This window comes from Catenovulum sp. SX2 (assembly GCF_052056295.1).
Lineage (GTDB): Bacteria > Pseudomonadota > Gammaproteobacteria > Enterobacterales > Alteromonadaceae > Catenovulum.
This window is the reverse complement of the sequence record NZ_CP182493.1, coordinates 1,111,650-1,135,849: the sequence shown is the minus strand read 5'-3', so window position 1 is coordinate 1,135,849 and position 24,200 is coordinate 1,111,650. Positions and strand designations below refer to the sequence as shown.

15 protein-coding genes, 6 tRNA genes, 4 rRNA genes, 1 other RNA gene and 1 pseudogene are annotated in these 24,200 nt (G+C 41.3%); 17 read left to right on the top strand and 10 right to left on the bottom strand.

Annotated elements, in window-relative coordinates; genetic code table 11:
• Nucleotides 1–21: 21 nt before the first annotated feature.
• The 6 genes from rrf (ACMZOO_RS04740) (at nt 22) to rrf (ACMZOO_RS04715) (ending at nt 5,710) form a co-directional block, all read left to right on the top strand.
• Nucleotides 22–135, top strand: a 5S ribosomal RNA gene (rrf, locus tag ACMZOO_RS04740).
• 250 nt (nt 136–385) lie between these two features.
• Nucleotides 386–1,913: ribosomal RNA gene (locus tag ACMZOO_RS04735) — 16S ribosomal RNA — on the top strand.
• Between the two features lie 102 nt (nt 1,914–2,015).
• Nucleotides 2,016–2,092 (top strand) — tRNA-Ile (locus ACMZOO_RS04730).
• A 130-nt stretch (nt 2,093–2,222) separates the two neighbouring features.
• Nucleotides 2,223–2,298, top strand: a tRNA-Ala gene (locus ACMZOO_RS04725).
• Between the two features lie 265 nt (nt 2,299–2,563).
• A 23S ribosomal RNA gene (locus ACMZOO_RS04720) occupies nt 2,564–5,442 on the top strand.
• 154 nt (nt 5,443–5,596) lie between these two features.
• Nucleotides 5,597–5,710 (top strand): 5S ribosomal RNA (rrf, locus tag ACMZOO_RS04715).
• The 16S, 23S and 5S rRNA genes sit together here with 2 tRNA genes alongside, the layout of an rRNA operon.
• Nucleotides 5,711–5,838: 128 nt before the next feature.
• Here rrf (ACMZOO_RS04715) and ACMZOO_RS04710 read toward each other — a convergent pair.
• The 5 genes from ACMZOO_RS04710 to ACMZOO_RS04690 all read right to left on the bottom strand — a co-directional run bounded on the left by ACMZOO_RS04710 (nt 5,839) and on the right by ACMZOO_RS04690 (nt 11,378).
• Nucleotides 5,839–7,296 carry an NAD-dependent succinate-semialdehyde dehydrogenase gene (locus tag ACMZOO_RS04710; protein ID WP_440905616.1) on the bottom strand — a complete coding sequence of 486 codons (1,458 nt, stop codon included), beginning with the start codon at nt 7,294–7,296 and terminating at the stop codon, nt 5,839–5,841.
• Nucleotides 7,297–7,324: 28 nt separating this feature from the next.
• Nucleotides 7,325–7,888, bottom strand: coding sequence for a hypothetical protein (locus ACMZOO_RS04705; protein ID WP_440905615.1), 564 nt, complete (start codon nt 7,886–7,888; stop codon nt 7,325–7,327).
• 427 nt (nt 7,889–8,315) lie between these two features.
• Nucleotides 8,316–8,450: a hypothetical protein gene (locus ACMZOO_RS04700; RefSeq protein ID WP_440905614.1), complete on the bottom strand. Its 135-nt coding sequence runs from the start codon at nt 8,448–8,450 to the stop codon at nt 8,316–8,318.
• Between the two features lie 172 nt (nt 8,451–8,622).
• Nucleotides 8,623–8,988: a transfer-messenger RNA gene (ssrA, locus tag ACMZOO_RS04695) on the bottom strand.
• A 74-nt stretch (nt 8,989–9,062) separates the two neighbouring features.
• On the bottom strand, nt 9,063–11,378 hold the full coding sequence (locus ACMZOO_RS04690) for a reprolysin-like metallopeptidase (RefSeq protein ID WP_440905613.1): 2,316 nt from the start codon (nt 11,376–11,378) through the stop codon (nt 9,063–9,065).
• A gap of 152 nt (nt 11,379–11,530) precedes the next feature.
• Here ACMZOO_RS04690 and ACMZOO_RS04685 point away from each other — a divergent pair, with 152 nt between their 5' ends.
• Nucleotides 11,531–13,696, top strand: a complete 2,166-nt coding sequence (locus tag ACMZOO_RS04685) for a YgiQ family radical SAM protein (RefSeq protein ID WP_440905612.1) — start codon at nt 11,531–11,533, stop codon at nt 13,694–13,696.
• Here ACMZOO_RS04685 and ACMZOO_RS04680 read toward each other — a convergent pair.
• From ACMZOO_RS04680 to ACMZOO_RS04665, 4 genes are all read right to left on the bottom strand, one after another.
• On the bottom strand, nt 13,671–15,773 hold the full coding sequence (locus ACMZOO_RS04680; protein ID WP_440905611.1) for a TonB-dependent receptor plug domain-containing protein: 2,103 nt from the start codon (nt 15,771–15,773) through the stop codon (nt 13,671–13,673). The genes ACMZOO_RS04685 and ACMZOO_RS04680 overlap by 26 nt on opposite strands.
• 36 nt (nt 15,774–15,809) lie before the next feature.
• The gene (locus ACMZOO_RS04675; RefSeq protein WP_440905610.1) at nt 15,810–15,968 is read right to left on the bottom strand and encodes a DUF2496 domain-containing protein; all 159 of its coding nucleotides are present in this window, start codon (nt 15,966–15,968) and stop codon (nt 15,810–15,812) included.
• A gap of 1 nt (nt 15,969) precedes the next feature.
• Nucleotides 15,970–16,239 (bottom strand): late competence development ComFB family protein, encoded by a 270-nt coding sequence (locus ACMZOO_RS04670; RefSeq protein WP_440905609.1) that lies wholly within the window; start codon nt 16,237–16,239, stop codon nt 15,970–15,972.
• 113 nt (nt 16,240–16,352) lie between these two features.
• A complete protein-coding gene (locus tag ACMZOO_RS04665) occupies nt 16,353–17,594 on the bottom strand; it encodes a cystathionine gamma-synthase family protein (RefSeq protein ID WP_440905608.1) in 1,242 nt (413 codons plus the stop codon).
• Between the two features lie 56 nt (nt 17,595–17,650).
• Between ACMZOO_RS04665 and ACMZOO_RS04660 the strand changes: the two genes are divergently transcribed.
• The gene (locus tag ACMZOO_RS04660; RefSeq protein WP_440905607.1) at nt 17,651–18,079 is read left to right on the top strand and encodes an OsmC family protein; all 429 of its coding nucleotides are present in this window, start codon (nt 17,651–17,653) and stop codon (nt 18,077–18,079) included.
• Nucleotides 18,080–18,082: 3 nt separating this feature from the next.
• Here ACMZOO_RS04660 and ACMZOO_RS04655 read toward each other — a convergent pair whose 3' ends face one another.
• Nucleotides 18,083–18,349: a DUF1289 domain-containing protein gene (locus ACMZOO_RS04655; protein WP_440905606.1), complete on the bottom strand. Its 267-nt coding sequence runs from the start codon at nt 18,347–18,349 to the stop codon at nt 18,083–18,085.
• A gap of 198 nt (nt 18,350–18,547) precedes the next feature.
• On the opposite strand from ACMZOO_RS04655, the pseudogene ACMZOO_RS04650 reads away from it, so the two are divergent.
• The 9 genes and pseudogenes from ACMZOO_RS04650 (at nt 18,548) to clpP (ending at nt 24,170) form a co-directional block, all read left to right on the top strand.
• Nucleotides 18,548–19,021 (top strand): annotated as a pseudogene (locus tag ACMZOO_RS04650) (chemotaxis protein CheX).
• A 7-nt stretch (nt 19,022–19,028) separates the two neighbouring features.
• Nucleotides 19,029–19,448: a secondary thiamine-phosphate synthase enzyme YjbQ gene (locus ACMZOO_RS04645; RefSeq protein WP_440905605.1), complete on the top strand. Its 420-nt coding sequence runs from the start codon at nt 19,029–19,031 to the stop codon at nt 19,446–19,448.
• 328 nt (nt 19,449–19,776) lie between these two features.
• On the top strand, nt 19,777–21,264 hold the full coding sequence (locus ACMZOO_RS04640) for a methyl-accepting chemotaxis protein (protein ID WP_016955531.1): 1,488 nt from the start codon (nt 19,777–19,779) through the stop codon (nt 21,262–21,264).
• 277 nt (nt 21,265–21,541) lie between these two features.
• Nucleotides 21,542–21,618 (top strand) — tRNA-Pro (locus tag ACMZOO_RS04635).
• 31 nt (nt 21,619–21,649) lie between these two features.
• A tRNA-Arg gene (locus tag ACMZOO_RS04630) sits at nt 21,650–21,726 on the top strand.
• Nucleotides 21,727–21,748: 22 nt separating this feature from the next.
• Nucleotides 21,749–21,824, top strand: a tRNA-His gene (locus ACMZOO_RS04625).
• Between the two features lie 23 nt (nt 21,825–21,847).
• Nucleotides 21,848–21,924, top strand: a tRNA-Pro gene (locus ACMZOO_RS04620).
• Between the two features lie 216 nt (nt 21,925–22,140).
• Nucleotides 22,141–23,439: a trigger factor gene (gene tig / locus ACMZOO_RS04615; RefSeq protein ID WP_440905604.1), complete on the top strand. Its 1,299-nt coding sequence runs from the start codon at nt 22,141–22,143 to the stop codon at nt 23,437–23,439.
• Nucleotides 23,440–23,537: 98 nt separating this feature from the next.
• Complete coding sequence (gene clpP, locus ACMZOO_RS04610; protein WP_016955529.1) at nt 23,538–24,170, top strand: ATP-dependent Clp endopeptidase proteolytic subunit ClpP; 633 nt, start codon at nt 23,538–23,540, stop codon at nt 24,168–24,170.
• Nucleotides 24,171–24,200 lie beyond the last annotated feature (30 nt).

Sequence of the window (24,200 nt, the reverse complement as noted above, 5' to 3'; positions counted from 1 at the left end):
AACAATCATGTACCGATTATGCCTGGCGGCGATAGCATTGTGGAACCACCTGAACCATTTCGAACTCAGAAGTGAAACACAATAGCGGCGATGGTAGTGTGGGAGTTCCCATGTGAGAGTAGCACACTGCCAGGCTTTTAATTCTAAAGAGAAAATATAGTCAATTGAAAATAAAATAAATTATTTTCAATTGGTTATTGACTGAAAAAAGAGATGCTGTATTATGCACGCCTCTTTCGGAAGTAACCGAATTGTTCTTTAAAAATTAGTAACCTTATTTATCTGTGTGGGCACTCGCATAGTTTGAATAGACAAAAAATTATTCAATCTATCAGAAGTGACATACTTGTTAATTCAGTAAGATTGAGACAAAGATTAAAACTTTTTTATGAAGAGTTTGATCATGGCTCAGATTGAACGCTGGCGGCAGGCCTAACACATGCAAGTCGAGCGGTAACAGAAAGAGCTTGCTCTTTGCTGACGAGCGGCGGACGGGTGAGTAATGCTTGGGGATCTGCCTTGTTGTGGGGGATAACCATTGGAAACGATGGCTAATAACGCATAATACCTACGGGTTAAAGAGGGCTTCGGCTCTTGCGACGAGATGAACCCAAGTGAGATTAGCTAGTTGGTGAGGTAATGGCTCACCAAGGCGACGATCTCTAGCTGGTTTGAGAGGATGATCAGCCACACTGGGACTGAGACACGGCCCAGACTCCTACGGGAGGCAGCAGTGGGGAATATTGCACAATGGGCGCAAGCCTGATGCAGCCATGCCGCGTGTGTGAAGAAGGCCTTCGGGTTGTAAAGCACTTTCAGTTGTGAGGAAAGGGTAGTAGTTAATACCTGCTATCTGTGACGTTAACAACAGAAGAAGCACCGGCTAACTCCGTGCCAGCAGCCGCGGTAATACGGAGGGTGCAAGCGTTAATCGGAATTACTGGGCGTAAAGCGCACGTAGGTGGATAGATAAGCTGGGTGTGAAAAACCGGGGCTCAACCTCGGCCGTGCATTCAGAACTGTCTGTCTAGAGTAAGGGAGAGGGGGGTAGAATTCCAGGTGTAGCGGTGAAATGCGTAGAGATCTGGAGGAATACCGGTGGCGAAGGCGGCCCCCTGGCCCATTACTGACACTGAGGTGCGAAAGCGTGGGTAGCGAACAGGATTAGATACCCTGGTAGTCCACGCCGTAAACGATGTCTACTTGCTGTTTGTGCATTTAATGCGTGAGTAGCGAAGCTAACGCGCTAAGTAGACCGCCTGGGGAGTACGGCCGCAAGGTTAAAACTCAAATGAATTGACGGGGGCCCGCACAAGCGGTGGAGCATGTGGTTTAATTCGATGCAACGCGAAGAACCTTACCATCCCTTGACATCCAGAGAATTTACTAGAGATAGTTTAGTGCCTTCGGGAACTCTGAGACAGGTGCTGCATGGCTGTCGTCAGCTCGTGTTGTGAAATGTTGGGTTAAGTCCCGCAACGAGCGCAACCCTTATCCTTAGTTGCCAGCATTAGGTTGGGGACTCTAAGGAGACTGCCGGTGATAAACCGGAGGAAGGTGGGGACGACGTCAAGTCATCATGGCCCTTACGGGATGGGCTACACACGTGCTACAATGGACAGTACAGAGGGCAGCTAACTTGCGAGAGTACGCGAATCCCTTAAAGCTGTTCGTAGTCCGGATTGGAGTCTGCAACTCGACTCCATGAAGTCGGAATCGCTAGTAATCGCAGATCAGAATGCTGCGGTGAATACGTTCCCGGGCCTTGTACACACCGCCCGTCACACCATGGGAGTGGGCTGCAAAAGAAGTAGGTAGCTTAACATTGGGCGCTTACCACTTTGTGGTTCATGACTGGGGTGAAGTCGTAACAAGGTAGCCCTAGGGGAACCTGGGGCTGGATCACCTCCTTAACGAAGCTATTAAACATGCTGAGTGTTCACACAGATAAATAAATTGGTTACTAAAGGTTAAAGACTTCAAAAAGTCGTTGCAGGCTGAAGTTGTTTTGATTTAGGTCTGTAGCTCAGCTGGTTAGAGCGCACCCCTGATAAGGGTGAGGTCGGCAGTTCAAGTCTGCCCAGACCTACCAAATTTAGCACTATGCTGCGTTATTTTGATACTCGTTTAGCGAACTGAACTTCATATCAAAATGCCTTGCCTAGCACTAAATTAAGAAAAATAAACTCACAGCGAACGATGAAAGAAAAGTAGCAGAAAATGGGGCTATAGCTCAGCTGGGAGAGCGCCTGCCTTGCACGCAGGAGGTCAGCAGTTCGATCCTGCTTAGCTCCACCACTTTCTAAAACTTAACACGAAGTCGAAATCAAATCCAAGTAAGTTCACTAAACAAGCTTATTTCAATTTGGTTTTAATAACCTATGCTCTTTAACAATCTGAAAAAGTAAAAGCTAAAATTAAATTTTTAAGTTCAATTTTAAATCTGAATCTAACGAGTTTAATCAAGCAAACCAAGTATTCTAATCCAGAATATATAGAAATATATATTCAAATAAACGAAGCGTTGTTTAATTTTATAATCTGAGAAACATTCGGGTTGTATGGTTAAGTGACTAAGCGTGCACGGTGGATGCCTTGGCAATTGGAGGCGATGAAGGACGTGTTAATCTGCGATAAGCTTGGTCGAGTCGATAAAAGACGTATGAGACCAAGATTTCCGAATGGGGCAACCCACTCTTTATAGAGTATCTTACAGTGAATACATAGCTGTAAGAAGCAAACCCGGAGAACTGAAACATCTAAGTACCCGGAGGAACAGAAATCAACCGAGATTCCGTCAGTAGCGGCGAGCGAAAGCGGAACAGCCGATATCATAGTGTTCAGCAGAACATTCTGGAAAGTTTGACCATAGTAGGTGATAGTCCTGTATGCGAAAAACACTATGATACATATTAAGTAGGTCGGGACACGTGTTATCTTGACTGAATATGGGGGGACCATCCTCCAAGGCTAAATACTCCCAATTGACCGATAGTGAACCAGTACCGTGAGGGAAAGGCGAAAAGAACCCCTGTAAGGGGAGTGAAATAGAACCTGAAACCGTGTACGTACAAGCAGTGGGAGCAGACTTGTTCTGTGACTGCGTACCTTTTGTATAATGGGTCAGCGACTTATATTCAGTAGCAAGGTTAACCTTTTAGGGGAGCCGTAGCGAAAGCGAGTGTTAACTGCGCGTTCAGTTGCTGGGTATAGACCCGAAACCCGGCGATCTACCCATGGGCAGGTTGAAGGTTGAGTAACATCAACTGGAGGACCGAACTCACTAATGTTGAAAAATTAGGAGATGACCTGTGGGTCGGAGTGAAAGGCTAATCAAGCCGGGAGATAGCTGGTTCTCCCCGAAAGCTATTTAGGTAGCGCCTCGGACGAATACCACTGGGGGTAGAGCACTGTTAAGGCTAGGGGGTCATCCCGACTTACCAACCCTTTGCAAACTCCGAATACCAGTGAGTACTATCCGGGAGACACACGGCGGGTGCTAACGTCCGTCGTGAAGAGGGCAACAACCCAGACCGCCAGCTAAGGTCCCAAATACTAATTAAGTGGGAAACGATGTGGGAAGGCTTAGACAGCTAGGAGGTTGGCTTAGAAGCAGCCACCCTTTAAAGAAAGCGTAATAGCTCACTAGTCGAGTCGGCCTGCGCGGAAGATGTAACGGGGCTAAATTAGTAACCGAAGCTGCGGATTCATACTTTGTATGAGTGGTAGGGGAGCGTTCTGTAAGCTGTTGAAGGTGTGTTGTAAAGCATGCTGGAGGTATCAGAAGTGCGAATGCTGACATGAGTAACGATAAAGCGGGTGAAAAACCCGCTCGCCGAAAGACCAAGGTTTCCTGTCCCATGCTAATCAGGGCAGGGTAAGTCGGCCCCTAAGGCGAGGCAGAGATGCGTAGTCGATGGGAAACAGGTTAATATTCCTGTACTTTTATTAACTGCGATGGAGAGACGGAGAAGGCTAAACTAGCTTGGCGTTGGTTGTCCAAGTGAAAGTAAGTAGGCTAAAGTTCTAGGCAAATCCGGAACTTTATTAGGCTGAGATACGAGACGAGCTACCAAGGTAGCGAAGTAGTTGATGCCCGGCTTCCAGGAAAATCTTCTAAGCATCAGGTTAATAAGAACCGTACCCGAAACCGACACAGGTGGTCAGGTAGAGAATACTAAGGCGCTTGAGAGAACCCGGGTGAAGGAACTAGGCAAAATAGTACCGTAACTTCGGGAGAAGGTACGCCACGTTATTGTGAAGGGCTTTACGCCTGGAGCGAGAGGTGGTCGAAGTAACCAGGTGGCTGGAACTGTTTATTAAAAACACAGCACTGTGCAAAATCGAAAGATGACGTATACGGTGTGACACCTGCCCGGTGCCGGAAGGTTAATTGATGGGGTTATCCTTTGGAGAAGCTCTTGATCGAAGCCCCGGTAAACGGCGGCCGTAACTATAACGGTCCTAAGGTAGCGAAATTCCTTGTCGGGTAAGTTCCGACCTGCACGAATGGTGTAATCATGGCCACGCTGTCTCCACCCGGGACTCAGTGAAATTGAACTTGCTGTGAAGATGCAGTGTACCCGCGGCTAGACGGAAAGACCCCGTGAACCTTTACTATAGCTTGGCAGTGAACATTGAACCTACATGTGTAGGATAGGTGGGAGGCTTTGAAGCATGCACGCCAGTGTGTGTGGAGCCATCCTTGAAATACCACCCTTGTATGTTTGATGTTCTAACGTTGTCCCATTATCTGGGATGCGGACATTGCCTGGTGGGTAGTTTGACTGGGGCGGTCTCCTCCCAAAGCGTAACGGAGGAGCACGAAGGTTGGCTAAGTACGGTCGGACATCGTACGGTTAGTGCAATGGCATAAGCCAGCTTAACTGCGAGACAGACACGTCGAGCAGGTGCGAAAGCAGGTCATAGTGATCCGGTGGTTCTGAATGGAAGGGCCATCGCTCAACGGATAAAAGGTACTCCGGGGATAACAGGCTGATACCGCCCAAGAGTTCATATCGACGGCGGTGTTTGGCACCTCGATGTCGGCTCATCACATCCTGGGGCTGAAGTCGGTCCCAAGGGTATGGCTGTTCGCCATTTAAAGTGGTACGCGAGCTGGGTTTAGAACGTCGTGAGACAGTTCGGTCCCTATCTGCCGTGGGCGTTTGAGAATTGAGGGGGGCTTCTCCTAGTACGAGAGGACCGGAGTGGACGAACCTCTGGTGTTCCGGTTGTTCTGCCAAGAGCATTGCCGGGTAGCTAAGTTCGGAATCGATAACCGCTGAAAGCATCTAAGCGGGAAGCGAGCCCCGAGATGAGTTGTCACAGACCCTTGAGGTCCTGTAGGGCCCTTGTAGACTACGAGGTTGATAGGTTGGATGTGTAAGTGCTGTGAGGCATTGAGCTAACCAATACTAATTGCCCGTGCGGCTTAACCATACAACGCCAAATGTTTATTGGAAGCAAGAATATAAAGAAGTTGTTTGATTGAATAGATTAGATAAACAACAGATTGAAATAGAACTTAAAGATTAAGCTTTTACGAATTCAGATTGATGATTGTTTAAGATAAAACAATCATGTACCGATTATGCCTGGCGGCGATAGCATTGTGGAACCACCTGATCCATTTCGAACTCAGAAGTGAAACACAATAGCGGCGATGGTAGTGTGGGAGTTCCCATGTGAGAGTAGCACACTGCCAGGCTTTTAATTTAAGAGAAAGGCCCACTCATTGAGTGGGCTTTTTTCGTTTATACCATCCAAAAAAGTCATATCTAACAATCATATTGATTAGCCTTTTTATAATTTCCTTGATAATCAAAAATACGCTAATTAATACTGAACTTTGGTGTATTTAACTTCTAAATATTCTTCTATTCCTAAAAATGAACCTTCTCGTCCAATTCCAGACTGTTTTACTCCGCCAAATGGGGCTTTTACATCAGACAAAGCAACAGTATTAAAACCAAACATACCAAACTCTAAACTATCCTGTATTTTTTTCAGCTGTTGATAATTTGTTGAGTATACGTATGCAGCTAAACCAGCAACGATATCGTTTGCTTGAGTGATTGCTTCATCATTATCTGCAAATTCAATTATAGGTAATACAGGTGCAAATAGTTCATTTTGTGCTATATCCATGTGATTGGATACATTGTCCAAAATAGTTATAGGATAAAAGTTCTTATTTGGGGTCGCTTTAGACTTAAAAGCCACGTGTGCTCCTTGGACTATGCTCGACTCAACCCATTTATGCACTGTCTTTATATGCCTAAGATTACTTATTGGGCCAAGATCTGTATTGAGTGTTAAGCCATTTCCCATAACCATGTCACTGACTTTCTCAATGAGGATTTGTAAGAATTTTGCCTTTACCTTGCTGTGAACAAATACTCTGTTTACACATATACATGTTTGGCCACTGTTTCTGAATTTTGATTGGATTAGGTCACTTGCCGCAAGATCTAAATCTGTATCTTCAAAAATAATAAATGGGGCATTGCCACCTAGCTCTAAAGATAATTTAGTTACATTTTCAGCGGATTGACTTATTAATTCTTTGCCTACTCTAGTAGACCCTGTAAAACTAATCTTCTTAATAATATGGCTTTGATTGATTTGCTTCGAATATTCTTTTGGACTAGTTGTAATTATGGTTTGTATTAAACCATTTGGAAAACCCGCTTGATAAGCTAGCTCTGTTAAAGCTAATGCAGTTAAAGGCGTTAGTTCTGAAGGTTTTGCTATTATCGAACAACCAGCGGCAAGAGCAGGCGCCATTTTTCGTGTTAGCATTGCAGCTGGAAAATTCCAAGGGGTAATTAGCGAAACGACGCCAATCGGATGTTTCGTGATTTGAATTTGCTGATCTGCTTCACTATTTAATACGCTACCATAAATTCGCGTGGACTCTTCTGCAAACCACTTAATATATTGTGCAGCGTACACAGTTTCTGCAATTGATTCTTTAATTGGTTTTCCTTGCTCTAGCGTGATCAACTTTGCAAGGTCTTCTTGGTTTTCTAATACTAATCTAAACCAATTAAACAATAGCTTAGATTTAACCTCAGCTGGTACTTCAGCCCATTCTGATTGAGAATTTTTGGCTTGATCTAATACTTTTTTCGTTAAGCTAAAATCAAAATCACTTAATTCAATTAGAATAGAATTATCGTAAGGATTGATAACAGCTAAATCACTGTTGTGTGCACACCATGAATCAATGCAATATGAACCTGGTTTTATAAGTGATTTGTTTGCGATTTGTTTTTTTAAAATGTTTTGCACAGAGATGCGTCTAACTAGTTGGAATGATTTAATTGCTATTTAACTGTTGTTGCCAGATTATTTCAAATTGTTTTCTTTGTTGTTTTTTGGAATTTGCGCAATAAATGAAATCTGATTGGGTTTGTTTTTGCTGGCGACATCTTGGCTCTAGTTGAAAATAGGTATCCCAAGCTTTGGCCTTCGTGTGATCATACACATGATTGCTAGCCGTAAATTGACTATCAGTTGTTTTGAATTTGTTTCTGTTTGGCTGGTTATACTTGTGGCTACGCAAGTTTGGTTTTAGATGCGTTTGCTTTTTGCTTAGGGAATCAGGCTCTACATTATGTTTCTGACCTAAACGCTGGTTTCTTAAACATTGTTGATGCCTCGATTTTATTGCTCTCTCGGCCCGTTTTATATCTTTATATTCATCTTGGTTATATCCTTCTCGCATTTCTTGCTTAATAGAATTCATCCATTTACCAATATCATTGCAATGTATTTGGCTATAATCAATTAAGCGTAAATTACTATATGAGCAAGCAGAATATAAAAGGGTAACAATGATTAAAATGAAATAAGCTTGAATTCTAATTAGTTTAGCAATCATCCATTTGCCTTTTTGTTTGTGTGAATGGCTAAAATATAACCTATGCTTCAACTAATGTCACTTGACTGTTATTAATAACCGGAATATCTGAGCTTGATATAATTATCTGTAAGTTATTTAAGCTTCACTCCCATTTTCATAGCCATAGGCTTCAACACTTTGTCGAGTGTCTGTAAAGATAGGTTGCCTGTATCTATTTCAATTTGTTGGTTGAGTGGATGCTCTTTTGGTTGCTAATAAACTCAACTTGGCAAATGGTCTGCCAAGTTTCATTGAGATGCATTTCAACGTCTACAGTTTTCAAAGTCAGCCCCACTACAATATATGTAGCGCAGTATAATACGCATTTATTTCTCTACTGATGTGGGCTTACTATAATGAGCTTTTTATATCTTTAGATTTATATGCGCGCGTTACAATGCGCTTTTTATTTGTGAATAAGTTTGCACACTGAAATGTGGTTATCACGCAGCAATAAACCTTCACCGTCAGACAAGTTGTTTTCTTTGTCTTTTGTATTGTTAATTTGAGTGTTGTCTAAGGATAAAGTGACACTAGGCATAGTAACATTTTTAGTAACACCGGTTTTAGTAACATGCTCCGGTGTTACTAAAAATGTTACTACAAAGTGCGAATGTTACCAAACGAATAGGAACAAGTACGAACAAGGTTTAGTGTATTTGGTTGATTTTTAAGGGTTTATAGTGCGTTATCGAACAATGTGGAATGATGAGTGGTGGAGCCGGGGGGATTTGAACCCCCGTCCGAATAACCGCCGTCTTCGGTACTACATGCTTAGTTTGTCTTTAATTTCATCTAGCAGCTGCGAACAAACACGCCACTATTAGACTATCCTGAATTAAATTTCATGCTTCAGCTCTCAGGCGGGAGCATCCACACTATCTTGTTTGGGTTTGAACTTCTGTTATTCCCCGTCTTACAAGCGGAAGCTAGGGCAGAAGTGCTACTAGCAGGTTATTAAGCTGCTAAAGCGTAAGTTTCGTCGTTTGCGACTATTTTTTTGCGGCTTTTTACGTGGCCAACCGCCCCACGGCATGCACCTTAGAGTTTTAGAAACCCGTCGAATCCTAATCGGCCCCTGATCAGGGTATTGCTCACTCAAGGAAGGCGGATTTTACGCATTTTACCGCCTAACTGCAAGTGAAGTTTACTTTTAACTAGGTGAATTTCGGTAGCTTTTCGCTAGTGATAGAACCAGCAATACCATTAATAAGTATAGATTAGTTGTGCCAGAACTGCCTGCTTTAATGTTTATAGTCACATCCGCTGAATTCTCATTTTCTGCTTCTGACTCAACGGGGTCTGGTGTGTCGCTCTGAATTTTAGCCAAAAATGAGAATATGTTGCTGGCATCTGCGCCGTTGCTCACTTGTACATTAATAGAAACTTCGCTCAGCTCTGTATTTGTTATCGTTATTACATTGTCAGAAACAGTATAATTGCTTCCATTTAATATAATTACTTCTAAGGCTGAGTTTGTTGGGTTGTCTATCACTAAATCATTTATCGATATAGTGAAGTTTTCTCCTTGGTCTACTTCAAATGTATTTTGCCCGGTAATCAAAGGTTGTGGGTCAGCGGCAATTGAAAAGAACCCACTGTTTAAATTGAAGAACTGTTGGCTAGCACAGATAACCATCAATTTTGCTTGGGTAGCTGTGGTATTTGGCAATTCAATTTGCTGTTGGCCATCGTTTGGTGTGTTTGCAGCAAGCGTATATTCGAAGGTATCATCTAGGTCAGTATTCATTAAAATGTTTACTTGGCTGCAGAAGCTGTCAGTGCCATTTACTTGCCAATTTACGTCTATTAGTTGGCGGCCCACAAAGTCTTCGCTTCCACTTGGTTTGGTAACAACAAATGGTCCTGTGTCTGCTCTTACATTCACGGTTAACTCATCATGTGCCACACCACCTTTTTGATCTTTAGCGACAAATTTAAAAGTCATCTGCCGTGATATTGACGGGAGTAGTTCCGCACTGGTACTCCGTGAAAAAATTAAATCTTGGATATTTGGGATATACCTAGCAGGAGAGGTCGTTGCCGCATAGTTTCTAAAAATGGGTCCATCTCCACTGGTTCCCCAATCAGATTTGTCGCTCGTTGCCGTGCCTAAATCATATTGTTCCCACGTGTAAATTAACGAATCTTGGTTTGCGTCGTTTGCTTGTCCCGTCAAAACAAATGGTGTGTTGGCTGGAATGGTTTTATCGCTTCCAGCGTTGACTGTCGGTGACAGATTGTCACTTGTTTGGTGGGTTCCGCAGTTTCTACCACCACTAAAGCGTACATAATTATGGATCTCGCTGATACTTTGATAGTGGAAATTGGCGATAGATGTTGTACGGACATTTTCGTTGCCACTGTTGTCTGAACAAATACCTGCGTATCCCATTATGGTTACGCCACCGCCTAGTTCATACGCCGAGTCATCAATTCTGCCACCGTCACAAAAACCTGCTGTTCCGTTGAATGTATGTAAAGCACCTAATTGATGGCCGATTTCATGGGCAACAAAATCTACGTTGAATGAATCTCCCTGTGGCCTGGGCGTGCCCGTCATAGCTTGTGCTTTTAATCCGCTTCTGCATACGGCACCAACTTGCGCCAAACCACCACCATCAGTTGCAAACACGTGTCCAAGGTCGTAGTTACTAGAACCAATTATATTATCAATGGTTTGCTGTGCCGCCGCGATATCTGCATCCGGATCATCGTTAGCAAATGGGTCTGTACTTGCATTGGTAAATATCAGCAGATCATTGTTGTCAATCAATTGCAATTGAATGGCCAAATCGCGCTCAAACAACAAATTTACTCGATTAATGGTCGTGACTATGCCATTCAGGGCGTTTGTTTTGTTATTGTAAAACTGGGTATATTCACCTGTTGCTGCAACGGCTATGCGGTATGTAACTATACCTGGTTCGGCAGACAAAGGTCCTCTTGCTAGTAAGTTAGATGTCTGTAGCTGCTCAGTTATTAAAACCTCATCATGTTTTAAATCGCTGTGACCCGTATACAACTGGTACTGGTCATTTGTATCTGGGTCCAAGTACCAAACTTGGCCATCTAGCAAGTACATTGCGTAAAAGCCATTTGGGCCTATGGTAATTCTGGCTAGCTGAGTTGGGTCACTAACTTGATGGCCTTTAAAACTTTTTATTTGTGGGTAATCCTGTTGTAGTTGACCAGTAATTTCATTCGTTCGAGAGATATTGAAATCAACTAATTCACCTGTCGCGGTTGGCAGCTGCACTACAAAAATGTTTTCGGTAGAGTTGGTTAAAGTTGCTAACAATTTTTGAGACGAGTTGTTGGCTGCTAACTTAATTGCTTGAGTTTTCTCAACAAAGCTTAAGCTAGAATCAGCATTACTTGCTAACGTATTTGGCCGCTCAAGTATTTGCCAAGCAGCTGTGGGTAAAGATATTAAATACATGCTCGCGACAAATGGCAAAATTTTCACTGTATCATTCTCGTTTTACGCTGCAGCGCAGCTCAATTGATTAACCTATAGTTTAGCTGGTTTGATAAATATTTCCGCGTCTCTTTTGTTAACTAGTAGAGATTTTGGTATGATCGCTCTTTATTTCTATTCTCGCTTTGTTGGGTGTATCTATGCTAGCGCAGCGCATGAAAGCGGATCGCGATCTCTTTTCTTATTCCAGTCCAAATTTTCAATCTAAACCAGCACCATTTTTACCTATGTCGAAAAAGGAAATGGCGCAATTGGGTTGGGATAGTTGTGACATTATCATTATTACCGGAGATGCATACGTAGACCATCCAAGCTTTGGTATGGCCGTAATTGGACGCATGCTAGAAGCACAAGGCTTTCGTGTTGGCATTATTTCTCAGCCTGACTGGACTTCAAAACAAGATTTTATGCGTTTGGGAAAACCAAATCTGTTTTTTGGTGTGACAGCTGGCAATATGGATTCTATGATTAATCGCTATACCTCAGATCGAAAGTTACGTCATGATGATGCATACACAGCGGGTAACATAGGTGGGAAAAGACCCGATAGAGCCGTCACTGTATACACCCAGCGCTGCAAAGAAGCATACAAGGTTCCAGTCGTTATTGGTGGTATAGAAGCGAGCTTACGCCGCATTGCACATTATGATTATTGGTCAGATAAAGTCCGTCGCTCTGTGTTATTTGACTCTAAGGCAGATATTTTAATTTATGGTAATGCCGAACGGCCACTAGCAGATGTCGCGCATCGTCTTGCGGCAGGCGAAACAATCGACCAGATGCAGGATATTCGCGGCACAGCGGTTTTACGCAAAGAGCCATTGCCTGAATGGTACGGAGTTGATTCAACTGAGCTAGACAAATTGGGGAAAATTGATCCGATCCCAAATCCATATGAGATGATTCAAGAGTCTACTTGTGAAACCAATCAAGCTACTGAGACTTCTGACGTACAAGTAGTCACAATTCAGCCGGCCAAAACACGTCGACCTTGGGAAAAAACTTACGTTAATTTACCTTCATACGACATAGTTAGAGCGCAAAAAACATATTATGCCCATGCCTCTAGAATATTACACCAAGAGACGAACCCTGGTTGCGCTAGAGCTTTAGTACAGCGCCATGGTGACAGAATTGTTTGGATTAACCCGCCAGCGTTTCCATTAGAAACTTCAGAAATGGATGCTGTGTTTGGTTTGCCTTTTGCCCGTGTACCACACCCAAGTTACGGTAAAGCGAAAATACCTGCGTACGACATGATCAAAACCTCGGTTAACATAATGCGTGGGTGTTTTGGCGGTTGTACTTTCTGTTCAATTACTGAACATGAAGGACGGATTATTCAGAGCCGATCTGAAGAATCTATCTTGCATGAAATTGAACAAATCCGCGACACAGTCCCTGGGTTTACCGGTGTTATTTCTGACTTAGGTGGGCCTACAGCAAACATGTATAAGCTTAGATGTAAACATCCTAAAGCAGAACAAACATGTCGCCGAATGTCGTGTGTGTGGCCGGATATTTGTGGGCATATGGATACTGACCATAGCCCAACAATTAGCCTTTACCGCAAAGCGCGCAAAATTAAGGGTATCAAAAAGATATTAATAGCCTCAGGTGTGCGTTATGACCTCGCTGTTCAAGACCCAAGATATGTAAAAGAATTGGCGACACACCATGTTGGCGGCTATTTAAAAATTGCGCCTGAACACACGGAAGAAGGGCCGCTGAGCAAAATGATGAAACCCGGCATGGGGACTTATTATAAATTTAAAGAGCTGTTTGATAAATATTCGAAAGAAGCAGGTAAAGAGCAATACTTGATACCTTATTTTATTGCGTCTCATCCAGGGACAACAGATGAAGACATGGTTAACTTAGCTATTTGGCTGAAGAAAAAACGCTTTAAGCTAGATCAGGTGCAAAACTTTTATCCGTCGCCTATGGCAAATGCGACTACTATGTATCATTCGCAATCAAACCCACTACACAAAGTTACGCACAAGAGTGAAAAGGTTTTTATTCCGAAAGGGGATAGGCAGCGTAGATTACATAAAGCTTTATTGCGCTATCATGATGAGCAAGGCTGGCCAATGATACGTGAGGCTTTGAAGAAAATGGGTTTAAGTAAGCTTATAGGTAATGGACAAGATTGTTTAGTTCCAGCCGAAAGCCGTCGCAAAGCTGCTGGACAGAACAGGCAGGGACGTAAGCCAAGTGGTCAAACTGGTAAACAACAGGGTTACCAGAAAGCGACCACTCGCTTTACATCAGATCAATTTAAAAAGAAAACTCAGCGCCGATAGACCACTGTCGGCTTCTGTTTGGCAGACCAGCGTATACTCGATTGCTAATAGCTGGCGATGCATATTCTTTGTCAAACAAGTTTTTCGCTTTAAAGTAGAAATTTATTTGGTCGCTGAATTGGTAACTAATTTTACCGTTTGCGACTAAATAGCTATCCAATTCAGTAAGATTGCCTTCCGATTTCAAATATTCTGCCGTTTGTTTATCATCTTGATAGTTGGCCGATACATTAATGTTAAGTTTATCTAGTCGATAATTTGCTATTAGGAATAGTAGATTATTAGACTCTCTAAACTGATCCCTTCCTTTATCGATTAGGTGGGTAAACCCTGACTTCAAGTAAAAGTTGCTAGTTGGGATATAAGTAATTTCAGCTTCGATGCCACGAGTTATTGTATTGCTGTCTTGATTATTTAACATCACAGTGGTTGCTACAGGCTCCGCCACTATTGCATCTTTAATACTGTGCTGAAAATAAGTTAGTGAAGCTGTCCAGTCTGAAAATTGCATTAACGAAATAAAATCAAGTGATTTTATCGTTTCAGGTTTTAAATTAATGTTGCCCAATATCAGTGGGTTATTAATCAAACCTAGTTCGTTAAATTGAGGCGCACGGTAGGCTTCACCATAGTTAGCTTTAAAGGTGACATTGTCGTTTAAGTTATGCACCACACTAAATCTTGGGCTTATATTACTGCCAATATCGCTGTATTTATCATATCTAGCTGCGAGCGTTAACTGAGTTCTGTCGCTTGCTTGAATTTGAGCTTGGACAAATGCACCATTAATATCACGTTTTGTTACATCGGTGAATTTAACTTTACCTTCAAATGCACCATTATAATATTCAATGTTAGGCAGCTCAGCTGGGTCGAAAGCTTGTTGGCCTAAATATGCGCGGCAAGCCTGCGATTGCAAACATTTTGCGTAGTTGAAATTTGCGCTAGATTCATCTTTTTGCAAGTTGCTGCGTCTATGTTCAAAGCCGATACTCAATCGAATATCATCACTGTACTGATAAAAGTTGTTAATTCTGAGCCCTTTCGCTCTTTCGTAAATAGGCGTTTTTGCCAGCAAAGGCGCGGCAGACTGTGGTTCACTTATTTGGAAAAAGATCCCCATAGGTAAACCTAATAAATCTAAATCACTTTGGTTATCACGATAATCTAACCAAACATCTGTAGATAAAGTGTCATTCCAATCAAGCTGTTGATTAAACGTAATAAACTTGGAGCTGATTTGTGCTCGGTTAAAGTCATTATTCAGAATGCCTTGCACGTAATAGTCTTGCGCGTCCTGTTCACTCATAATGACTTGCAGTGATGTTTTGGCTTTTTTAATGTTTAGCACAACTTCTTGGTGCTCTATCGGATCTCGAGTGTCATGCACAAGCTGTGGGTTAAAACTGTCTACTTGCGCTTGATATAAATCGCCGTCATCTTGCGAATGATTAACTATGGCTTGGATAGAAAAATCATCATGAACAAAACCAGCTGAAGCTGTCGCTTTGATACTACCAAAGTTGCCTGTTTCAATTGTAACTTGTGGTTTTTCATCAGAAACAGTGATGATATTAATTACACCTAGAAATGCATTTGAGCCATATATTGCAGAGCCTGGTCCTTTGATAATTTCAATTTTTTCTGCAATTGCTAAAGGAATTAATGGGAAGGTGTAGTTGTTGGCACCTGAATATTCACTGTTAATTCGTTGGCCATTTAGCAGAATTAGGATGTCGCCGCCTTCGGAACTTGATGCTTTGCCACGCGCAGATATTTTATTGAATTTCGGATCTCTATCTGAGCGAGTACTTTGAATGCCGGTGACAAAGTTAGTCAGTTCGTGAACATAGTCTAAGCCGAGCTTTTTTATTTCATCACGATTAAATACGGCTACGCTAGAAGGGACATCTAACAAAGATTCATTAGACAAGGTTGCACTTGCAACCTCTAGTTGCATCAATTGCTCTATCGGCAGACTAAATAAATCGCCAGACAAGGCATCTTGTGCTCCGACATTTAAGTTATAACAGGCAAAACATGCCACTAAACTTTGAGAAAGTCGCTTTAATTTCATATCAAAATTGCTGGGGCTTAACCCCATCCGTTACTACTATTGTTGTTTGTTCCGTTGAACCACTTTGTGTTTGAAGTCATCTTCAACCAGTTTTAAAGCCGCTAATACGTCTTCAGGTTCTACTTCATTTGTTTCAAGTAAATATATCAGGTCAACTGCGAGTTTTATATGTTTTGGTGCTGTTTCTAAACTCATTCTAGCGCTTATCTCGCTCCGTCAAAAACTTTATGGCACTTCTAATTGCACTATCTACGTTCATTTCCATTTGTAAGCGCTCAGCTTGAGGCATATAAAAAGCCATATCTACTTCATACCTGATATAACGTGGCGGCAGCTGGTTTAGAACTAGGCAACAAAGATCAGCTAGATAGTCACTGTCTTTATTTTCTTCAGTAATGTTCATTTGCTGAAGTTTATTAATGACTAAATTTTCATAATAGTTATGAATATCATCATGCAATTTCACTGTACAGCTCCTTGATACTCGCCATAAATTTCATAAGTTTATAATAATGATTTAGAGAATAGACTTAAATAGCGCTACATGCTAGAAAATTTTCATTGTATTAACAATTGTAATTAGTCTAATTTATTTAACGCTTGTGCTAAGTCAGCTATTAAATCGTCAATATCTTCAATGCCGACAGATATTCTGATCATATTTTCGCTAATGCCCATGGCGGCGCGTTTTGCCTCGCCCATTTCATAATAAATTGTCTGTGCTACTGGAATTGCGAGCGTTCGATTATCCCCAAGGTGGGTTGAGCATAAAATTAACTCAAACGCATCTATAACCTTTCTACAATCTATTCCATCAATCGGAGCGAAGCTCAAAATAGCGCCAAAATGCTTAAATTGGTTAGATGCTAATTGGTGTTGCGGATGATCTGCCAGACCAGGGTAATAAACCTTTTTGATATTACCGTGCGTGGATAAGTAGTTGGCTAACGCATGCGCGTTACTGCAAGCACGCTCAAGGCGTAATGCCATGGTTTCAGAGCCAACCGCAAGCAGATGAGCTGAATCTGCTGACAGGCAAGCCCCCATATCACGTAAACCTTTCTTTTTAACTTGTGTTAAACCCCAATCTTGTGGGGCGTTTTTTTGATAGGTCGGCAAAATGTTAGGGAAAGTACGCCAGTCAAATTTTCCCATATCTATGATTGCGCCCCCTAAAGCATTTGCATGCCCACCAAAATATTTGGTCAATGAGGTGATTAATAGATCTATGGGGTAGTTTGCTGCATCCAACAAATAGCTCGGGGTCATGGTATTATCCACAGCAAAAAGTAAATTATGTCTGCTGCATAGGTTGCCTAAAGCCTTGATATCTGCCACTTGCGTCATTGGGTTGGCAATGGTTTCACAAAACAACAAACGGCTATTCGGTTTTATTGACGACTGAACTTCTTCTATGTTGGTTATATCAACTAAACTAATTTCGATACCTAAATTGCTTAATGTGTCTGCAAAGCTATTGGTATTGCCGAAAACAAAGCGGCTGAAAATAACGTGATCTCCAGCTTTTAGTAAAGTGAGCATTAGAGTGGTGAGCGCTGCCATACCGCTAGAAAATACTAAACTTGCGTGGCCACCTTCTAAATAGCTGATGGTATTTTGTAAACTACTAATGCTAGGTGAAGATTGTCGAGCATATGCATGTTGGCTGCTACGCCCTTGGAAGACATCAATTAAATCGTCAGCTTTGTCATAAGCAAATAATACAGAATGATCGACAGGAAAATGAATTGCGCCCGCAGTTGGTTTTTGTTGGCGCTCAGCGTGAACTAATTTAGTCGAGAAACCTTTTGCTTTTGTCATAAGATGCTTTGTGTCAAACTCATTATAATTCATCAGATTGGAGAGTAATTTATACTATGTCAAGCCAACCTATACAAATATCTTGGAAGGGCAATAAACAATTTTTAGCAACTTCGAGTGCAGGTCATAAGGTTTTAATGGACGGTCCTCCAAGTGCCGGTGGCTTAGATGCAGGTACTCGGCCAATGGAAATGCTTCTGATGGGTCTAGCAGGCTGTGCATCTTTTGATGTGGTAACCATTTTGCAAAAGAAAAAAGCCAATTTAATTTCGCTTGACGTAAATGTAACTGCCACACGTAAAGATCAAATACCGGCTGTATTTGAACATATAGTACTCGCATTTAAAATCTCGGCATCTGGTGTCAGTGAGGTGGCTGTCGAAAAAGCGGTTAATTTATCTTTAGATAAATACTGTTCAGTTGCAGCCATGTTAAGAGCAGCAGGTGTTGAAATTGAGGCTAACGTCACTTTTATTGAAGAATGAGCGTTAAAATAAATCGAGTTGTTGGGCTTGAATCTCTGCCAGTAACGCTTTTTCCTGTTGCTGAATTTTTTTGGAGTTTAGCTTTTTACGGCGAAGGGCACACAAATGGATAACTTGAAGTTTTTGCGGCGATGTGAGCTTTTCCCAATAGAATCGCTCTTCTCTGCTGCGTAAACAACCTTTGCAATAACCTCTAGGCCCACTTTGGCATACATGTATGCATGGGCTTTTTACTTCAATTTCAAATAAACTTGCTTGCTGCATTGCCATTTTACTTTTACCCTTTATATAAGAGTTTACTATATAACCTGAATTCTGGGTAACAAGTTACTTGCAGGCTAGTAAAGGTTAGTTAAGCATATTGTTTTCAAAGCGATTTGTTATTTGGGTTTACAAAATAACGAGCGCAAGGCAAACTGCTTGGTGTTTATATTTCATTTATTACAAGGGTCGTCTTAGGATATTGATATGAATGTAGAATTCGTCAACCCATTTCTTTCTTCATTAGTTAACGTTATCAGCACCATGGCGATGTTAGAGCTAAAACCTCTAAAACCAAGGTTAAAAAAAGATGAAGTCGCTCGCGGCGATGTTTCAGGTTTAATTGGTATGGTTGGACCGCAAACCATCCTTTGAAGGCTCGTTTTCTGTATCCTTTTAAGAAGGACTCGCTCTAGAAATTATGAGCCGTATGTTAGGTGAAAAACCTGATGGTATAAATGAAGAGGTAACCGATATGGTATAACCAACATGGTTACTGGTGGCGCGAAAAAATTACTCGCTGAAAAGGGCTATGACTTCGATATGGCAACACCTATGGTGGTTTCGGGGAAAGGCCATACAATTACCCACAAATCTGATGGGCCTATCGTCATTATGCCGTTTGAAGCTGAATCTGGCTCTGCCCATATCGAAATATGTTTTGACAAGGTAGCGAATTAATTTACTTATGTGGTTACAAAAGAAAATAGCTTTGTCGGCAAAATCTAGAGGTTTTCATTTGGTTACCTCTGAAGTGGAAGCTAAGTTAGCAGAATTATCGCAGATTAATATCGGTCTTTGTCATTTGATGTTGCAGCACACTTCTGCAAGCTTAACCATAAATGAAAATGCAGACCCGACTGTGCGAGCTGATTTTGAAGATCATGTTAATGTTATGGTGCCAGAAAACCAGCCATACTACCGACACACCTACGAAGGTGATGATGATATGCCTGCGCATGTAAAAAGTAGTTTGTTTGGTGTTTCTCTGACTATTCCTATCAGCCAAGGACGTTTGGCTTTAGGAACTTGGCAGGGCATCTATTTAGGTGAGCACAGAGACTTTGGTGGCAGCCGAAAAATTATTGCCACAATTAACGGAGAATAATTAGTACAAAGCTGTGCTTTTTATTCTCATTAAACGTTTATTTTACGTTTTTTAGTAAATAACGAAATATATCAACAATTCAGTTACAAATAGGCTTGTTAAATTTGTTTAACTGTCTTACCTTTAACATAGCCGTTAACTTTGAAGTTTTTCAAACAGCGGCATCCAATAATTATAATTTTAACTGTTCAAACTAAGCGTACACACTAAAGAAGCTTTTTGATTTAGAAAATCAATTAGTTGAACTAAAGAAACTTACACAATTGCCGAAATAGTTTTTTGAACAGTATTAAACAAGCAGTCTGCATCGTATGAGGTTAAAATATATATGCAATCAATAGCCAAAAAAGTACTTATCGCTTTGTTGCTAGTCAACTTTACTGTACTTACTACAGTTGCTGTATGGACTATGTCTATCCAAGAAGGTGACGAAAATGCGAGATATGACAATACTAAGGCTGATGTGGTCAAACAGCTTCAAGTAATTTTACAGGATCCAGTTTTCTCGTACGACTTCCCGCTTATCCAGAGCATCATTGATGCTTACATGCCAGATCCCATTATTGCCCAAGTTAAAGTGACCGACCATAGAGACAAAGACATGGCTGAGACTAAACTTAAGCAAGATGTTGAGTTAGACGGTCAAGCAAAATGGTATGAAATTAAAAGTAGTGACGGCGAATTAATTGGTAAAATCAAGATTGCTTTTTCACGCTCAGCTGTAGACGATAGATTGTCCTCACAATGGAATCAGAGATGGTTGTCTATGATAGTCTCTATGATAGCGCTACTTGCACTGTTGGTATTCTTAATCAAAAAAGTAGTGATTGAACCATTAACCCAAGTAAGTGATGTTTTACGGGATATTGCTGCGGGTGGTGGTGATTTAACCCAAAGAATTCCGGTTAAAACCAATGACGAAATTGGTAGATTAGCGACCAACTTCAATAGTTTCATTCAAAAGATTCAAGAGATCATTACCGATGTTGCCCAAGGTGCTAGTGGTTTAGGTGGTCTATCAAGCACAATCAGTGATGTTTGCCATAAAACCACAATGAACACCCATGAACAAAAAGAACAAACTGAACACTCGTTAAATTATTTGAAACAGTTGTCGGAAGCGACAGGTGAAATTGCACAAAATGCTGAGCTTACTGCATCAAGCACTACTGAAGCATTTGACCTAGCTGCACAAAGCCGCACGGATGTTGAAACTAATTTAGAACATGTTCAACAATTAGTGGATGAATTGGAGAATAATGCCAAAGTTGCGTCAGAGCTTAAATCTGCCAGTGAAAACATTGGTGGTGTGTTAGATGTAATTAAAGGTATTGCTGAACAAACTAACTTGTTAGCGCTTAATGCAGCGATAGAAGCTGCAAGGGCGGGTGAAACCGGCCGTGGTTTTGCGGTAGTTGCGGATGAGGTTCGTTCATTAGCAAGTAAAACACGTCAATCAACCGAAGAAATTGAAAGTATTATTGCTTCGCTACAAAGTAAAGCAGACGACTCTTACAAAGCGTCACATCGCAGTAAAGACTTAGTTAGCGAAACGATAGACTCAACGCAAAAAACAGTAGATTCATTTGGCACTATTTCCGACAAGATGAGCGGTATCAACGACATGATAATTCAAATTGCCAGTGCAACTGAAGAACAGTCGTTATTAACTAAAGAGGTTAGCCAAGGTATTGAGCACTTATTAGATGGTGCAACTCGACTTGCTAAAGAAACCAAAGAATTAGAGCACAGCACTCAATCTATGATTGAAGTTGAACAACAACTGTCAGTGCAAATTAAACAATTTAAATTTTAATTTTTAAATTGTCCCAAATAAAACCAGCTTCGGCTGGTTTTTTTATGCGCGTAATTTATCAGTTTTTGAAATAGCCCATTTGAGTTTTTAATCTTAATGTTGGTGTATTTGTGAAAACAAAGCCTTGTGTTGTATTAAAAATGCGCTAATTGAAGTTATTTTGCGCAAACAAAGCGGATATTGAAAAAAATGCGAAAAAACTGCAAAAAAGTGTTTGACCTACCCAGGTGATCTAGGTAACATGCGCCCCGCTGTCGAGGGAGACCTCAAGCAACGTCGGTGATTAGCGCAGCCTGGTAGCGCACTTGGTTTGGGTCCAAGGGGTCGCAAGTTCGAATCTTGCATCACCGACCACTTTCTAAATGAGTCCATAGGGACTTCGAAAGCGTCCTTAGCTCAGCTGGATAGAGCAACGGCCTTCTAAGCCGTGGGTCGCAGGTTCGAATCCTGCAGGACGCGCCATTTAGAAAACATTTCTACTATGGTGGCTGTAGCTCAGTTGGTAGAGCCCCGGATTGTGATTCCGGTTGTCGTGGGTTCAAGTCCCATCAGCCACCCCATTTTCTTGATACAGTTTCTAGTTCGGTGATTAGCGCAGCCTGGTAGCGCACTTGGTTTGGGTCCAAGGGGTCGCAAGTTCGAATCTTGCATCACCGACCACTTTACATTCAACGTAATTTTTTAACCTTTAGCCATATTCGCTCTCGACTCCTGCTTAAGTGATCGCTATAATGCTGCGTCATTTTTTTAATGTTCATAGAATATCTGCTCGGTACAACTTTTTTCCAGCAGGTTTTATGTCGATTCAGGGCTTATCAATTAATAATTGGTCCCAAAGGAAAAAGAGCCTTTCGCTCATAATTTTGAGGTATAGCAATGCAAGTTTCTGTTGAAACAACACAAGGCTTAGAACGCCGCGTAACAATTACTGTTCCTGCAGACAAAGTAGAATCTGCAGTTAAGAGCCGACTTCAAGGTTTGGCAAAAACTCAGCGCATCGACGGTTTCCGTCCTGGTAAAGTTCCTGTAAGCGTAATCAAAAAACGTTTCGGTGCAGCTGTACGTCAAGAAGTAGCTCAAGAAGTTATCCAACAAAACTTCTATCAAGCTGTTGTTCAAGAAAAATTAAATCCAGCAGGTACTCCTTCAATTCAAGAACAATCTATGAATGAAGGTGAAGATTTCAGCTTTACAGCTGTATTCGAAGTTTACCCTGAAGTTAAAGTTGAAGGTTTAGACGCACTTAAAGTTGAAAAAGCGACTGCAGAAGTAACTGACGCTGACTTAGACAACATGTTAGAAACTTTACGTAAGCAACATTCTAAATTTGAAACTGTTGAGCGTGCTGCTGCTGAAGGCGACCGTGTTAACTTAGATTTTGAAGGTTCAGTTGACGGTGAAGTTTTTGAAGGTGGCAAAGCTGAAGGTTTTGACATCGAGTTAGGCTCTGGTCGTATGATCCCAGGTTTTGAAGATGGCATCACTGGTTTATCTGCTGGCGAAGAAAAATCTATCGATGTTACTTTCCCAGAAGAGTACCACGCAGAAAACTTAAAAGGTAAACCTGCTGTATTCAAAATCAAAGTAAACAAAGTTGAAGAGCGCAAATTGCCAGAATTAGACGAAGAGTTCTGCAAATTATTCGGTATTGAAGAAGGTGGTTTAGACGCACTTAAAACTGAAGTTCGTCAAAACATGCAACGCGAATTGAAGCAAACTTTAAAACAACAAGCTAAAGAAGCAACAATCTCTGCTTTATTAGAAGCTGTTTCTTTCGAAGTACCACAAGCTTTAGTAGACCAAGAAGTGAATGCTTTACGTCAACAAGCTTTACAGCGTTTTGGCAATGGCAATCAAAACATGCCTGAGCTTCCAGCTGAATTATTCAAAGACCAAGCAGAACGTCGCGTGAAAACTGGTTTATTATTATCTGAACTTGTTCGTAGCAACGAAATCAAAGTTGACGACGAGCGTGTTAAAGAAACTGTAGAGTCTTTAGCTTCTGCTTACGAATCTCCTGAAGAAGTAGTTGATTATTACTACAACAACAAAGAAATGTTAGCTAACATTCAAAATGTTGTTATGGAAGATCAAGCAATCGACTTCATTTTAGAACAGGCACAAGTTGAGAGTGTAGCTAAATCTTTTGACGAAATTATGAATAAACAAGCTTAATTATTCATTTTTCTAATTGACTTAGCAGGGTTCGCCTTGTTTAAATGGCTTGGATGAGATTCGTTCAGGCCATTTTTATTTTTAGAGCTAAGGAATTCATGAATACAAATAATACAAATTACGATCCAATTAACGCATTAGTGCCTATGGTGATCGAGCAAACTGCAAAGGGCGAGCGTTCATTTGATATTTATTCACGTTTATTAAAAGAGCGTGTGATATTTTTGGTTGGCCAGGTTGAAGACCATATGGCTAACTTGATTGTGGCTCAATTATTGTTTTTAGAATCAGAAAACCCAGAAAAAGATATTCATATTTATATCAATTCTCCAGGCGGCTCTGTGACTGCTGGCATGGCAATTTACGATACTATGCAATTTATCAAGCCTGACGTATCAACTGTGTGTATTGGTCAAGCTGCGAGTATGGGTGCTTTCCTATTATCGGGTGGTGCAAAAGGTAAACGTCATTGTTTACCAAATTCTCGTGTTATGATCCATCAACCATTAGGTGGCTTCCAAGGTCAAGCATCTGACTTTGAAATTCATGCACGTGAAATTTTGGCGATTAAAGAAAAATTAAATCGTTTAATGGCTGAACACACTGGACAAGATTTCGAACGAGTGTCACAAGACACAGATCGTGATAACTTTATGACTGCTCAAAACGCGCTAGACTATGGTCTAATCGATAGTATTTTAGATCGTCGTCAACAAACTGAGCTAAAATAAGGTCTATATAGATAAGTTACGCGAATAGAA

Bases quoted from the DNA above. Each gene is read 5' to 3' on its own strand.
- clpP (WP_016955529.1), top strand. From the start codon at position 23,538: ATGAATACAAATAATACAAATTACGATCCAATTAACGCATTAGTGCCT.
- ACMZOO_RS04655 (WP_440905606.1), bottom strand. From the start codon at position 18,349: ATGGCAATGCAGCAAGCAAGTTTATTTGAAATTGAAGTAAAAAGCCCA.
- ACMZOO_RS04680 (WP_440905611.1), bottom strand. From the start codon at position 15,773: ATGAAATTAAAGCGACTTTCTCAAAGTTTAGTGGCATGTTTTGCCTGT.
- tig (WP_440905604.1), top strand. From the start codon at position 22,141: ATGCAAGTTTCTGTTGAAACAACACAAGGCTTAGAACGCCGCGTAACA.
- ACMZOO_RS04640 (WP_016955531.1), top strand. From the start codon at position 19,777: ATGCAATCAATAGCCAAAAAAGTACTTATCGCTTTGTTGCTAGTCAAC.
- ACMZOO_RS04665 (WP_440905608.1), bottom strand. From the start codon at position 17,594: ATGACAAAAGCAAAAGGTTTCTCGACTAAATTAGTTCACGCTGAGCGC.
- ACMZOO_RS04700 (WP_440905614.1), bottom strand. From the start codon at position 8,450: ATGCCTAGTGTCACTTTATCCTTAGACAACACTCAAATTAACAATACA.
- ACMZOO_RS04645 (WP_440905605.1), top strand. From the start codon at position 19,029: ATGTGGTTACAAAAGAAAATAGCTTTGTCGGCAAAATCTAGAGGTTTT.
- ACMZOO_RS04705 (WP_440905615.1), bottom strand. From the start codon at position 7,888: ATGATTGCTAAACTAATTAGAATTCAAGCTTATTTCATTTTAATCATT.
- ACMZOO_RS04660 (WP_440905607.1), top strand. From the start codon at position 17,651: ATGTCAAGCCAACCTATACAAATATCTTGGAAGGGCAATAAACAATTT.
- ACMZOO_RS04685 (WP_440905612.1), top strand. From the start codon at position 11,531: ATGCTAGCGCAGCGCATGAAAGCGGATCGCGATCTCTTTTCTTATTCC.
- ACMZOO_RS04675 (WP_440905610.1), bottom strand. From the start codon at position 15,968: ATGAGTTTAGAAACAGCACCAAAACATATAAAACTCGCAGTTGACCTG.